The following is a 13,491-nucleotide window of genomic DNA, read 5'->3' as shown; positions in this document are numbered from 1 at the left end:
CGCTCCATGAGCAGCTACATATTGAGACGACTGGCACTGATGATACCGACACTGCTTGGTATCATGCTGGTTAACTTCCTGATCATACAGGCCGCCCCCGGCGGCCCGGTTGAGCAGATGATTGCCAAGCTGGAAGGTTTTGAGAGCAATGCCCTCAGCCGTATTGGTGGTTCTGGTAATGCTGAAGTACAGCAGGTCAGTTCTGATAATTCCGGTGAGTATCGAGGGCGCCGTGGGTTAGATCCTGAACTAATCAAAGATATCGAAAAGCTCTACGGCTTTGATAAGCCTGCCCATGAGCGCTTTTTCACCATGTTGAAAAACTATCTGGTGTTTGATTTTGGTGATTCTTTTTTCCGGGATGCCAAAGTCATTGACCTGATCAAAGAAAAACTGCCCGTCTCCATTTCTCTTGGTTTATGGAGCACCCTAATTATTTACTTGATATCCATCCCCCTGGGAATACGCAAAGCATTGAAACACGGCAGTCGGTTTGATATCTGGTCCAGTGCTGTCATCACCACCGGTTATGCGATCCCCAGTTTTTTGCTGGCTATTTTATTGATTGTCGTTTTTGCCGGTGGCAGTTACTGGAATCTGTTTCCTCTGAGAGGTTTGTTCTCAGAAAATTTTGACGAGTTAAGTCTTTTCGGAAAAATCGTAGATTACACCTGGCATATGACGTTACCCCTGATCTGTATGGTGATCAGTGGTTTTGCCACGCTGACCATGCTAACAAAAAACTCATTTCTTGATGAAATCCATAAACAATATGTGCAGACGGCTCGAGCAAAAGGGCTTGATGAGAAACGGGTTCTTTATGGTCATATTTTCAGAAATGCCATGCTTTTGGTTATTTCCGGATTTCCTGCCGCTTTGATCGGCATATTGTTTACCAGCTCCTTGTTGATCGAGATTATTTTCTCTCTCGATGGGCTTGGCTTGCTGGGGTATGAAGCGGCCATTAATCGTGATTATCCCGTGGTGTTTGGTTCACTCTATATTTTCACATTGCTGGGTATGGTGATTAAACTGGTTGGTGATCTGACCTATGTCATGGTTGACCCGAGAATTGATTTTGAGGCCAGAGACTGACCATGAGCAGGTTGACTTTGAATCCATTAAACCAACGACGCTGGCAGAATTTCAAACAGAATCGCCGTGGTTATATTTCTCTCTGGATTTTTTCCATACTGTTTGTTGTCACCCTTCTGGCAGAAGGCGTGTCCAACGACAAACCACTGCTGGTCTGGTTTGATGGTGAACCTTACTTTCCAACTTTTGTTACCTATCCGGAAACCACCTTTGGCGGTGAGTTTGAACTGGCCATGGATTATCGTCAGGACTATGCGAAAGAATTAATTGAACCAAAAGGCTGGATGATTTGGCCACCGATTCAATACAGTTACGACACCATCAATTATGCCCGCATTGCGCCTGCGGCTCCCTCCCTTGAAAACTGGCTGGGAACCGACGACCAGGGTCGTGATGTGCTGGCCCGGGTTATTTATGGGTTTCGAATTTCTGTGTTGTTCGGATTGGCGCTGACGCTGTTCAGCACTATCATTGGCGTCGCCGTCGGCGCATTACAGGGTTTTTATGGCGGCAAAGTCGACTTATTTGGTCAACGTTTTATTGAAATCTGGTCCGGCATGCCCAACCTTTATCTGCTGATTATTCTCTCCAGCTTTGTCGAACCCGGCTTCTGGTGGTTACTGGGCATTATGTTGTTATTTCAATGGATGACACTGGTTGACGTGGTGCGGGCAGAATTTCTTCGCGGGCGAAATTTGGAATACGTTCGCGCAGCAAGAGCCCTCGGTATGAGCGATGCTCGCCTGATGTTCAACCACATTTTACCAAACGCCATGATTGCCACCGTGACGTTTATGCCCTTTATTCTCACCGGCGCCATCACCACCCTCACCTCTTTGGACTTTCTTGGTTTCGGTCTGCCCGCGGGCTCACCATCTCTCGGCGAGTTAATCGCCCAGGGGAAAAACAATCTACAAGCCCCGTGGCTGGGGATCACCGCATTTGTGGTGATGTCCATCATGCTCACTTTGCTGGTCTTCATTGGTGAAGCTTGCAGGGATGCCCTCGACCCAAGAAAATACTACGCCGGATAGAAGACCATGACGGATACCTCATTACTGACCATTAGTGATCTCAATATCCACTTTCAACAGGGTAGTGAAAGTACAGAAGTTGTTAAAAATGTTTCTCTACAGGTCAACGCCGGAGAAACCATTGGTCTGGTGGGGGAATCTGGCTCCGGGAAATCCATTACCGCCTTAAGCGTGTTGCATTTGTTAGCTGGCAACGCCAAGTGCACTGGTCGTATTGAATTTAACGGTGAATCGTTACTGGGATTGTCACCGGACAAAATTCGCAAGATTCGTGGTCACAAGATCAGTATGATTTTCCAGGAGCCTATGACAGCGTTGAATCCTCTTCACAGCATTGAGAAACAAATTTGTGAAGTACTGGGTATTCATCTGGGTCTTACGGGCAGTGAAGCAAAAGCCAAAGCGCTGGAACTGCTCAAACTGGTGGGTATTAAAAACGCCCGTAGTCGTCTTTCAGCCTTTCCCCATGAATTATCCGGCGGTCAACGACAACGGGCAATGATTGCCATGGCACTGGCCTGTGAGCCACAACTGCTTATTGCCGATGAGCCGACCACTGCTTTGGACGTAACTGTTCAGCGGCAAATCCTCAGCCTGCTTCAAGATCTCCAGAAAAAGCTCAATATGGCTGTGCTGTTTATCAGTCACGATCTGAATTTGATCCGTCATATTTCGGATCGAATTTACGTGATGAAAGAAGGTCAGGTGGTTGAAGAAGGCATCACATCGGAAGTATTTAAAAACCCTGAGCACCCCTACACCATCGATTTACTGAACGCAGAGCCCGAAGGCAGCCCTCAACCTTTAGATAGTCATTGTTCCGAATTAGTGTCCGCTCAGGATATAAAAGTCTGGTTTCCCATCAAGCAAGGGTTTTTCAAGAAAACGGTTGATCATATTAAAGCGGTTTCTAATATCTCACTATCAATCCAGCAAGGTGAAACTCTTGGTATTGTTGGTGAATCAGGTTCCGGAAAAACCACCCTTGGTCTGGCGCTGCTAAAATTACAACACTGTGAAGGAGTGATCCGGTTTCAGGAACAATCCATCGGAGATATGACTCAAAAGCAATTCCGTCCATTACGTCGTGAAATGCAGATTGTGTTTCAAGATCCATTTGGCAGCCTCAGCCCGAGAATGACCGTTGCAGATATCATTGGCGAAGGGCTTGATATCCACCAGCTGGCAAAAGGCTATGAACGGGAGCAGCAGATTATTTCGGCTCTGGAAGATGTTGGCCTTGATTCAGGTTGCCGCAACCGCTACCCCCACGAATTCTCCGGCGGCCAGCGACAGCGGATATCCATTGCCCGAGCACTGGTACTCAAGCCAAAACTCATGATTTTAGACGAACCCACATCGGCCCTGGACAGAACCGTACAATCCCAGATTATTAACCTGCTGCGTGATCTGCAGAAAAAATACAACCTAAGCTATATCTTTATCAGCCATGATCTGGCGGTGGTCAAAGCCATGAGCCACCGAATACTGGTAATGAAAGAGGGTGAAATCGTAGAACAGGGAGATACCCGACAGATTTTTTCTAACCCATCACAGCAGTACACCCGAGAATTGATCAGCGCCGCTTTCAGTGCTTATTGATTAAAGGATCTTGGTTTACGTTCAGAGGGTTGCTTTTGCTTTGCATCATTCACTTTGATGGGGCGACCGGCAACCTCTTTACCGTCCATTGCTCTAGCCGCTTCTGCTTCTGCGTCTTTTTCAAAAGTAATAAAAGCAAAACCTCGGGAACGACCAGTTTCACGATCTCTCATTAGCTTGATATCTTCTATAACACCAAAAGCTTCGAAAGCGTGCTCGAGATCATCTTCCACTGCGGTGTAGGCGAGGTTCCCTATGTATAAAGTCCTTTTTTCCATGAGCCAGCTCAATTATCCAAATTAATCTATGGGCTTCTGATGTGGGGTATCTGAACCAGGTAATGGTGCCAACCCTTAAAGATTCTCACATCATTAACTGACTGTCTACATTACTCAAAATTGACGACTGTTTCCATTGAGAAAAGACTTCCCCAGAATCAATTCTGGGGAAATTAAGAACACCGGAGGTCAAAAAGCGTAACTCACATACACTATTATTGAACGGTCTCGTTTTCTGAAAAGACACCTTCAAATAACGCGGTAGAAAGATACCGTTCACCAGAATCCGGTAAGACAACCACAATGTTCTTACCTTCATTCTCAGGCTTCGCCGCTACTTTCAACGCACCATACAACGCAGCACCACAAGAAATCCCCGCAAGAATGCCTTCTTCTTTCATAAGACGCTGGGCAGTTTCAATCGCATCTTCATTAGAAACTTGCTCAACTTGGTCCACCAGCGACAAATCTAAATTACCGGGAATAAAACCAGCACCAATGCCCTGAATTTTATGGGGAGCCGGTTTTACCTCGTCACCCGCAATGGTCTGGCTGATCACTGGCGATGCGCTTGGCTCTACTGCAACGGAGGTAATCTGCTTACCCTTGGTTTCTTTGATGTAGCGTGAAATACCGGTAATGGTTCCGCCGGTGCCAACACCTGCAACAAGAACATCTATCTCACCATCCAGCGCATTCCAGATCTCCGGCCCCGTGGTTTCTTCATGGATACGAGGATTGGCCGGGTTTTCAAACTGCTGAAGAAGAAGGAATTTCTCAGGATTCTCTGCCGCTATTTCTTTTGCCCTGGCAATCGCACCGGGCATGCCTTTTGCGGGCTCCGTAAGAATAATGGTCGCCCCAAGGGACTTCATGACTTTACGACGCTCAATACTCATGGAAGCAGGCATGGTCAACGTCAGTGGAATGCCTCGGGATGCGGCAACAAACGCCAGAGCAATCCCCGTGTTGCCACTGGTAGGTTCAATAAGCTCCATACCCGGCTTTAGCTTGCCCGTTTTTTCCGCATCCCACACCATGCTGGCGCCAATACGACACTTGACACTCATGGCCGGGTTTCTGGATTCCAGCTTGGCGTAGATATTGTAACCTTTGCCTAAACGGTTCAGCTTTACGAGCGGTGTGTTACCAATCGTTTGGGAATTATCCTGATAAACCTGTGTCATTGTTACCTTCCCTATTATCACTTCATATCAAGTCAGGCCGTCATCATCGACCAGAGCATTTCTTATGGTGTGAGGCTATACCGACTCCCCATTATCAGTAAAGTAATTTAAATTTATAGAGTTAGACGATTTATCTATAACATAATCTCAACATTCGGAAGGGCAGCCGCAAAGGCAAAAACCTACCCAGCCCTTTCATTTTTGGGTAACCTTACGACCATCAAAAGCCAATAAAAACAAAGACAGATTTATGAGCTTCAGCAGTACCGACCAGTACATTGCCACTGATGACCTGAAAATGGCGGTCAACGCCGCGGTAACCCTGCAACGCCCCTTACTGATCAAAGGTGAACCAGGCACCGGCAAAACCATGCTGGCAGAGCAAGTTGCCAGCTCACTGGGTAAAGAACTGCTGCAATGGCACATCAAATCCACCACAAAAGCTCAGCAGGGTTTGTATGAATACGATGCTGTTTCTCGTCTGCGTGACTCCCAATTAGGGGATGAGCGGGTACACGACATCAGCAACTACATCGTCAAAGGCAAACTGTGGGAAGCCTTTGAATCGGAAGAACAGTCGGTATTGCTAATCGACGAAATTGATAAAGCGGATATCGAGTTCCCCAATGACTTACTTCAGGAGCTGGATAAAATGGAGTTTCATGTTTATGAAACCCAGCAAGTAGTCAAAGCTGTAAAACGCCCCATTGTGATCATTACCAGTAACAATGAAAAAGAACTGCCGGATGCATTTCTCCGCCGCTGTTTTTTCCACTACATCAGTTTTCCTGATGCCGACACTATGCGACAGATCGTGGATGTGCATTTCCCAAATCTACAGAAAAAACTGGTGGACGAAGCACTGGAAGTCTTTTTTGAACTCCGTGACATCCCCGGCCTGAAGAAGAAACCCTCAACCTCTGAATTAATAGATTGGCTCAAGCTATTGAATTCTGATGATATCCCTGCAGATATTCTCCAAAACCGGGATACCCGCACAGCCATTCCGCCACTCCACGGTGCTTTGGTAAAAAATGAGCAGGATGTGTATCTCTTGGAACGTCTGGCCTTTATGAATCGTCGGAGTTAATCCGCCATGCTGACGAATTTCTTTGACACCGTCAGAGCCTTTGGCGTGCCAGCGACCACTAGGGAATACCTTGATTTGCTGGCAGCGTTTCAATCCCATTTGGCGTTTGCTGACCAGGACGCATTTTATCAATTATCCCGCACCATTCTGGTTAAGGATGAGCGTCATTACGACAAGTTTGATAAAGCCTGTCAGGCCTTTTTCAGTGGGCTTGAGTCAATGGACGATCTTCTGGAGGCGCTGATTCCGGAAGAATGGCTTCGTGAGGATTTTATCCGGCAACTGTCCGATGATGATAAAGCCAAGATTAAGACCATGAAGGACCTTCAAGAATTATTGGACACCTTCCGGCAACGACTTGATGAACAGAAAGAGCGGCATCAGGGCGGCAACAAGTGGATTGGTACTGGGGGCACTTCTCCTTACGGCGCATACGGGTATAACCCTTCAGGCATTCGCATCGGTCAGCACGAATCCCGTCACCGAAAAGCCACGAAAGTGTGGGATAAACGGGAATTTAAAAATCTGGATGACAATGAACAGCTCGGCAGCCGCAATATGAAAATGGCACTGCGCCGGCTTCGTCGATTTGCAAGACAGGGGGCTGCTGACCAACTGGATCTGGACGACACCATCCGCTCTACAGCCAATAAAGGCATGCTGGACATCAAACTGGTGCCGGAACGGCACAACTCCGTAAAAGTTTTACTGTTTATGGATATTGGCGGTTCCATGGACGACCATGTCCGGCTTTGCGAGGAACTGTTCGCCTGCTGTCGCACAGAGTTTAAGCATCTCGAATTTTATTACTTCCATAATTACCTATATGAAAGTGTTTGGCAGGACAATCGCCGACGTTATCAGGAAAGAATCAGCCTCTGGGATGTCATCCATCGCTATGGCAAAGATTATCGAGTGATATTTGTCGGCGATGCCGCGATGTCACCCTTTGAAATCACGTCACCGGGCGGCAGTGTGGAACATTTTAATGAAGAAGCCGGTTATGTGTGGATGTCACGGGTGCTGAATCATTTTGACCGTGTCGCCTGGTTGAACCCTTCTCCTCACGGAGCATGGCAGTACACCTCCTCTACTCAAATTGTGCAAGAGCAGGTAGAAGGCAAAATGTATCCATTAACCATTAACGGCCTGGAAGAAGCGATGGGCTGGCTGGCAGGGTAATACCTGCCCCTTCCTTTCTCACAGTAGTGATTTAAAGAATGAATCAACTACTTCCGTTGCCGGTCCATAAATCTGTTCATGGAACAAAGAGCCGTGATTCCCTGGCTCCAAATTCAGTTCCACGGTTTTAGCGCCAGATGCGGCTGCCTCCTGAAAGAAACCCGCTGCCGGATAGACATTGCCTGATGTACCGATCGAAACAAAAAGATCGCATGTCGACAGCGCCTGATAAATCTCATCCATCTGCAGCGGCATCTCACCGAACCACACGATGTGAGGACGAAGATTGCCCGGAACGCCACAACAATCACATGGGGTTTCTACCGTAAGATCTTGATCCCATGGAAAAATGTTATCTGTATCCTGACACCGCGCTTTCTTCAATTCGCCGTGCATATGAATCAAGTTCTGGCTCCCTGCCCGCTCATGGAGATCATCAACATTCTGGGTAACCAACAGAAAATCACCGCTAAACTGTTGTTCGAACGTAGCCAGAGCGATGTGGGCTTGATTAGGATTTATCGTGAACAACTGCCGGCGACGATCATTATAGAATTTCTGAACCAGTTTGGGGTTTCGGGCATAACCTTCTGGTGTAGCCACCTCTTCAACGGGATGATTCTCCCAGAGACCGTCACTGGCTCTAAACGTCTGAACACCGGATTCGGCAGAAACTCCGGCGCCCGTCAACACGACAATTGATGAATAGTTCAAAAATGCTCCTGTTTCAAAAAAGCGCTCACTCAAAAAAGTGCCTAACGACGGCGCCTAACGACGAAAAATGGCAATATATGACGCGATCTTGCGGCTGCCAGCGGGTACTTCCAGTTTAAGCTGGTTGTGTTTATCAAGAACGGCGCCTTTGACATCAGACAGCTTCAGTAAATTGGCATCTCGTTCCCGTAGCAGTAATGTCACGGATTGCTTTTGATCATTGAACACTTTCACATCCCACTTAACCTGTAATTCTTTATCTCCTTTCTGCTGCACTTCAACCCGAGAACGTTCAACCCGAACAGCAAGTGCTTCCGCGATGGGTAACCAAACGTCTTCACCGGCAGTGGCTTTAGGCATCCAGGACTGGCCACCAATCACTTCAACACCTGAGCTGTCTTTATCGTACATACGTAAAGGGGCAGGCGGTAAATCCACCGGCGCTTTAAACCGCCAGTACTGTATTGGCCGCTCAGCCATAAGTGCGCCCCTGCCACCGTTACGGCCATAGGTGTCTAGAATATAATATTTTTCCAGTGTCAGGGTTTTCGCCAGCAGATTAATCAACTCTCTGCTGTTTGCCGGAAGTGCTGTCTGTTTTGGTAATGGTGTTACCAGCACTTCTCCGACTCGTTCTGATGGATTAGTGAAGTCTGCGGCCATGCTGGCTTCCATCATTTGCGCCTTTCTGTACATTCCAGGGGCAGTGGAAGCATCTCCTGCCACCAACCGAATCTCTGCATTACTGAAGTCAATACTGGAGCTGTTTGAAAGCAATGCTTTCATCAATAGTTGCCCTGTTTGCGGAGCGCTGTTTGAAGCGTTAACACTTAATCGGTAATGGCTTTCATAACTCAGTAGAGGTGTAATATAAGACAGGTGCAGCTTTCCCGCGGTTTTTTGCTGCCCAAAATTGGCCGTATGGTATTTTAGATATTTTCCCTGGGTCTCCGACGGTTCACGGGATAAAACCCTGAGCCCCTGCGGGTCTTGATAGTCAACGAAATACTGTCTGCCATTATTCCCTTCAACAAGGCCGACCCCATTCTGAAAAGTAATTAACTTGCCCTGAACCGAAACATTAAGACCACTGCCAAACACTTCAACCGTTTTACCAACCAGCTTGCGATAGTAGTTATCGCGATCCAGCCCTCCCAGATACCAGGTGATCGTGTCAGGTCGAATGACATGGTTACCATCTCGATACTCAAGGCAGAGACTGCCATTCTGACGGTTCATTGGTAATCCGGCTAACTCAAGAACACCTTGTTGATTCGGAAGCTTATTAAACGTCTGTGCAATAAATGCTTTGTCGCGATACAGGGTAACTGTGCTGGCTTTCGCCTCCGAAACGTTCAGCCTCCCCTCCACCACTTCTGAGCCAATCGTAACCTCTGAAAAAAAGAACAAGCAGCTCAAGATGCACAGCGAAGGTCGAAACATGTTTTTTCTATCCTCGTTCATCAGGAAATATAAAATTATTCCAGTACTTTATAGTCTATTTATTAATATGTCTTTAATAAGAAATCACTTAACCATCGTAGGCTGACGATAAAAGAAAAGGTTCTTCTGCGATTAAACATGAAGAACCTTATTGAAACTAACGTTGGCAGGAAAGATTGATTTTAAAAAGACCAGTAAGGGTTCTCAAGCTTCAGATTTACCGCCTTACCAAACCCTGGCACTTCGATTTTATCATCGGAAAAACTCAGCGATGTGCCATCCAGAACACCCTCACCGAACTGGTAAATAGGATTAACGGAGCGATCAAGACAACCTCTCTCGTATTCTTCCTGCTGTGCGCCGACCGATTCATTGCGTTTTTGCCATGAACTCATCGCCTTATCGCCATGGCGTGACAACAGCATCTTTCTGGTTAATGTGGGGCTCAACAGCAACGCCGTTGCATTATTACCACCAAAGCCCTTGGCATTGATCAATGCCAGGTCCATTTCAGACGGCGCTATCTCTCGGTGCTGCTGAAGAATGTTCAGATACTCCGAGCAAACATCATCAGCCAGCCCGGTAATCGTTTGAATGCCGGGAATCACGCCATATTTCCACGCTCCCAGAGTTGCCATGATCTGGTCACCACCAGCTGCGCCAATAGAATGCCCCAGATAACTTTTCACAGCGGCAACAGGCCAGTTCTTTATACCAAATACCTTGGCTGTATCATTAAGAATCTGCGACTCTGTGACTCGATTCTGCGGCGTTCCCGTGCCATGAGCCTGGACAAAACTGCGATGGCGTAATGCATCTTCACCGGCAATGGCTCTACCCATCGCGGCAGCTCTCGCCACGGTGAGATGGTTACCAGCACCCGGGGCTGAAATGGATTTTTTAAAACCGTCCGCATTGATGAAAACGTCCGCAACGGCACCCAGAATATCGGCGCCAATTTCAAGAGCCAGCTCATCATCCATTAACACCAGAAACTGAGACGATTCAGCAATAGTGAAGCCGGCATTATTGCCAAAAGGTCGGCAAGAGCGACGCCAGTCCGGGTTTTCACTGTCGGATAAACCATCCAGCTGCCTCAGGGCTGCATCGGTGGTCAGAGCCCCCATGGTGGAATAGCCTTCCAAAATTTCCGGTAAGATCGGTGCCTCACTGTTACCGACAATCACTAAACGGCGACGACCACTGCGAATTTCCTGCAAACCCTGTTCAAGGTTATAAAGCATGGTGGCACAGGCACCCATGCTGGTGCCGGTATTCCCTAGTGAGCCAAGAATATAGGCATTGATAAAGTCCGCGGACATTTCCGCAAACCCAAGGGGACACTGTTTTGAGGTTACCCGTTTACCCATCAGGCGAGCCTTAAGCATGCCGCCGTAGCCGTTGTAATCCATCTGCCCCATGGCACTGCCGGAATACACTGCAATATCATCCGGGCTGAGTTTTTGTTTCAGAGCTTGCCAGTCTATACCGGAAGAACCGATGGCATCGGATGCGCCATAAACCGTCATGGCCAACGAACGTGGATGATTGCGGGATTGGTAGAGTTTTTCGGGCGAAAAACCACTGGGTAGCTGCCCTGCTGCATTGACTGGCGATTTACGGGTACAGGGCACCAGCATCGGTTGTGGGTTGGCAATTCGAACCTTTATACGACCACCGTCAAGGGGTTCTACCTGCCAACCTTCTGGTAGAGGGTCTGGTAAACGTCGGGCACTCAAGACGATCTCAGTCCCCTCTTCCGCTTTAATCGCCTGATGAATATCAATGGCATCACTATTGAACAGGTTCTTTTCCAACCTGCGCACCAGTGTGCCCGATAGAATATCTTCACGGCTCGTGTCTTCTGGCAGATTTCTCAGAACCCGCAATGCCTCGATGGTTTCTTTCTGAGCATTGCCCTCCAGGCTTTCCAGCACAAGTCGGCGATAACCATGAAAACCGGATGTTCTGCCGGCGGGGCTAATGCCACCCTGGGCAACAATAACGGGTAATCTGGACAAACCATACTCCTGTAAAATAACTTGCTCTGCATTCCATGGGAAAAGAGCATGACGGTAATCAGGGAAATTGCTTAAAGCGGAAAGTTACTATCAGTGTAATGGGTTTGTGGTAAACTTATCCGGATGAAAAAGACATTCACCCAGATAAAAAACCACTACACCCTGTATTGTTAACAACTATATTGTTGAACTTATGCTTAAGCAGCCCGTTTCACTGTCCATCCGCCGAGTATTTATTCTGACCATTGAGCATATGATCAGTACCAGCATTACTCTGCCTTTGGAAATGCTCGAGGCAGCCCGCACTTATCAGAACACCCACAAAACACCCGATAAAATTGATATTCTCTTTTGCGCAAATCAGGAAAGCGCAGTGACGACCACCGGGGGTTTAAGAGTCACACCCGACTGCCCATTATCAGAAACCGGGCACGGTGATTTGATATTAATACCCGCACTGTGGCGCAACCCTGTGCCACTGGTGCGGAAAAACCCGGCGATCGTTGATTGGATCAAAGAACAACACAAAGCAGGCGCTGTTTTTGTGGTTGCCGGAACCGGCGTTACGTTTCTGGCCGCGGCCGGACTCTTGAATCGACAACCCGCCACAACGCACTGGTTCTACATGAACAGGTTGCAGCGGGCTTTTCCTGCCGTAGATTTTATGCCAAATCATTTAATTACCCGGGCTGGGCGTATTTATTGTGCCGGGAGTGTCAATTCCGTTGCCGACCTTATGGTGCATCTTATTGAGGGTGCTTTCAGCACGGCCATTGCCCGCAAAGTTGAGCAGCAGTTCTCCCATGAGATTCGAAAATCCTTCAAAGAAACCCACTTTGCTGAAGATCATAAAACCGCACATCAGGATGAAGTGATAGTGGCGTTGCAAGATTTCATCCACCAGCACTTCGCCAGTGATATCACCATTGAAGACCTTTGTCGGTTATCCGACTTAAACAGCCGCACGCTCAATCGCCGATTCCGCGAAGCAGCAAGAACCACACCCATGGCTTACGTCCGCCAAATCCGACTTGATCAGGCGAGGGATCTATTAAAGAATACGAATCTGGGCATTGCCGAAATTGCGGTTCAGGCAGGGTTTAATGATCCTGATTACTTTGCCCGCATTTTTAAGCGTGACTATGAGCTAACGCCCACAGAGTTCAGGCGAAGTGTTCGAGGTAAATTATTCTATCTCAACGATTAATACCAATTCTGTTTTTAAATTATGGGCTGCGCAGCCATTTTGACCAACTGGATCTGCGTTGAAGTTCCTCGCCATTGGTATAATTCACGATCATGCTCTTACGAAAAGTAAACAGATTCGGTATGCTTTTGGACTCATAATAATAATCAGCCACATCGGCACTACGGAGATTTTTGACAATGTCACAGATGACGTCTTTCAAAATGGGAAAACTGGCAGCAGGCTTTTTGCTGACCACTCTTTCAACCCTCACTTTCGCTGCTTCACCATTGGGAACCTGGAAAACCATTGATGATGAAACTGGCGACGCCACCAGCTATGTCACTATTTTTGAAGACAACGGAACGCTCTCTGGCAAAATCACCAAGCTGCTCGATCCTGAGTCAAAAGATGACATCTGCAACCTGTGCGAAGGTGACTTGAAAGATCAGAAGATTGAAGGGATGACTATTCTCTGGGGCATGGAAAAACAGGGCAGTAAGTACGACGATGGTGAAATTGTTGATCCAGCGTCAGGCAAAGTATACAGCGCTAACATGAAAGTCACCGATGGTGGTGAGAAGCTGGAAGTTCGTGGTTACATCGGCTTTGCCCTGCTTGGCCGTTCCCAGACCTGGCTACGTGTTGAAGAATAAGCG

Annotated in this window: 12 protein-coding genes; 7 read left to right on the top strand and 5 right to left on the bottom strand. The window is 47.6% G+C overall.

Annotated elements, in window-relative coordinates; all coding sequences use genetic code 11:
* Positions 1-6 precede the first annotated feature (6 nt).
* Genes Q1B11_RS01985 through Q1B11_RS01975 form a run of 3 tightly spaced genes read left to right on the top strand, consistent with a single transcriptional unit; the run spans position 7 to position 3,731 of the window.
* Entirely contained in the window at positions 7-1,095 is a 1,089-nt protein-coding gene (locus Q1B11_RS01985; RefSeq protein ID WP_299726573.1) for a microcin C ABC transporter permease YejB, read from the top strand.
* Between the two features lie 11 nt (positions 1,096-1,106).
* Positions 1,107-2,129, top strand: a complete 1,023-nt coding sequence (locus tag Q1B11_RS01980; protein ID WP_299727235.1) for an ABC transporter permease — start codon at positions 1,107-1,109, stop codon at positions 2,127-2,129.
* 6 nt (positions 2,130-2,135) lie between these two features.
* On the top strand, positions 2,136-3,731 hold the full coding sequence (locus tag Q1B11_RS01975; RefSeq protein WP_366139427.1) for an ABC transporter ATP-binding protein: 1,596 nt from the start codon (positions 2,136-2,138) through the stop codon (positions 3,729-3,731).
* Here Q1B11_RS01975 and Q1B11_RS01970 read toward each other — a convergent pair.
* Entirely contained in the window at positions 3,725-4,009 is a 285-nt protein-coding gene (locus tag Q1B11_RS01970) for an RNA-binding protein (RefSeq protein ID WP_299726570.1), read from the bottom strand. The genes Q1B11_RS01975 and Q1B11_RS01970 overlap by 7 nt on opposite strands.
* 215 nt (positions 4,010-4,224) lie before the next feature.
* Entirely contained in the window at positions 4,225-5,196 is a 972-nt protein-coding gene (gene cysK, locus Q1B11_RS01965) for a cysteine synthase A (protein WP_299726567.1), read from the bottom strand.
* Between the two features lie 250 nt (positions 5,197-5,446).
* Between cysK and Q1B11_RS01960 the strand changes: the two genes are divergently transcribed.
* Positions 5,447-6,286 carry a MoxR family ATPase gene (locus Q1B11_RS01960; RefSeq protein WP_299726564.1) on the top strand — a complete coding sequence of 280 codons (840 nt, stop codon included), beginning with the start codon at positions 5,447-5,449 and terminating at the stop codon, positions 6,284-6,286.
* A gap of 6 nt (positions 6,287-6,292) precedes the next feature.
* On the top strand, positions 6,293-7,468 hold the full coding sequence (locus Q1B11_RS01955) for a VWA domain-containing protein (protein WP_299726561.1): 1,176 nt from the start codon (positions 6,293-6,295) through the stop codon (positions 7,466-7,468).
* A gap of 18 nt (positions 7,469-7,486) precedes the next feature.
* On the opposite strand, the gene cobB is transcribed toward Q1B11_RS01955, so the two are convergent.
* The 3 genes from cobB to Q1B11_RS01940 all read right to left on the bottom strand — a co-directional run bounded on the left by cobB (position 7,487) and on the right by Q1B11_RS01940 (position 11,646).
* Complete coding sequence (gene cobB / locus Q1B11_RS01950; RefSeq protein ID WP_299726558.1) at positions 7,487-8,182, bottom strand: Sir2 family NAD+-dependent deacetylase; 696 nt, start codon at positions 8,180-8,182, stop codon at positions 7,487-7,489.
* Between the two features lie 54 nt (positions 8,183-8,236).
* A complete protein-coding gene (locus Q1B11_RS01945; RefSeq protein ID WP_299726555.1) occupies positions 8,237-9,625 on the bottom strand; it encodes a hypothetical protein in 1,389 nt (462 codons plus the stop codon).
* A gap of 182 nt (positions 9,626-9,807) precedes the next feature.
* Entirely contained in the window at positions 9,808-11,646 is a 1,839-nt protein-coding gene (locus Q1B11_RS01940) for a beta-ketoacyl synthase (RefSeq protein WP_299726552.1), read from the bottom strand.
* 193 nt (positions 11,647-11,839) lie between these two features.
* Between Q1B11_RS01940 and Q1B11_RS01935 the strand changes: the two genes are divergently transcribed.
* Positions 11,840-12,853 (top strand): helix-turn-helix domain-containing protein, encoded by a 1,014-nt coding sequence (locus Q1B11_RS01935; protein ID WP_299726549.1) that lies wholly within the window; start codon positions 11,840-11,842, stop codon positions 12,851-12,853.
* 179 nt (positions 12,854-13,032) lie between these two features.
* A complete protein-coding gene (locus Q1B11_RS01930) occupies positions 13,033-13,488 on the top strand; it encodes a DUF2147 domain-containing protein (RefSeq protein ID WP_245673478.1) in 456 nt (151 codons plus the stop codon).
* Positions 13,489-13,491: the final 3 nt, after the last annotated feature.

Source organism: uncultured Endozoicomonas sp., from assembly GCF_947495845.1.
Taxonomy (GTDB): domain Bacteria; phylum Pseudomonadota; class Gammaproteobacteria; order Pseudomonadales; family Endozoicomonadaceae; genus Endozoicomonas.
Note: the sequence above shows the minus strand (reverse complement) of the source record. Positions and strands in the feature narration are given on the sequence as shown.

Coding starts and splice junctions, on each gene's coding strand:
- Q1B11_RS01930 (WP_245673478.1), top strand. CDS start 13,033: ATGTCACAGATGACGTCTTTCAAAATGGGAAAACTGGCAGCAGGCTTT.
- Q1B11_RS01960 (WP_299726564.1), top strand. CDS start 5,447: ATGAGCTTCAGCAGTACCGACCAGTACATTGCCACTGATGACCTGAAA.
- Q1B11_RS01970 (WP_299726570.1), bottom strand. CDS start 4,009: ATGGAAAAAAGGACTTTATACATAGGGAACCTCGCCTACACCGCAGTG.
- Q1B11_RS01955 (WP_299726561.1), top strand. CDS start 6,293: ATGCTGACGAATTTCTTTGACACCGTCAGAGCCTTTGGCGTGCCAGCG.
- cysK (WP_299726567.1), bottom strand. CDS start 5,196: ATGACACAGGTTTATCAGGATAATTCCCAAACGATTGGTAACACACCG.
- Q1B11_RS01975 (WP_366139427.1), top strand. CDS start 2,136: ATGACGGATACCTCATTACTGACCATTAGTGATCTCAATATCCACTTT.
- Q1B11_RS01935 (WP_299726549.1), top strand. CDS start 11,840: ATGCTTAAGCAGCCCGTTTCACTGTCCATCCGCCGAGTATTTATTCTG.
- Q1B11_RS01985 (WP_299726573.1), top strand. CDS start 7: ATGAGCAGCTACATATTGAGACGACTGGCACTGATGATACCGACACTG.
- Q1B11_RS01945 (WP_299726555.1), bottom strand. CDS start 9,625: ATGTTTCGACCTTCGCTGTGCATCTTGAGCTGCTTGTTCTTTTTTTCA.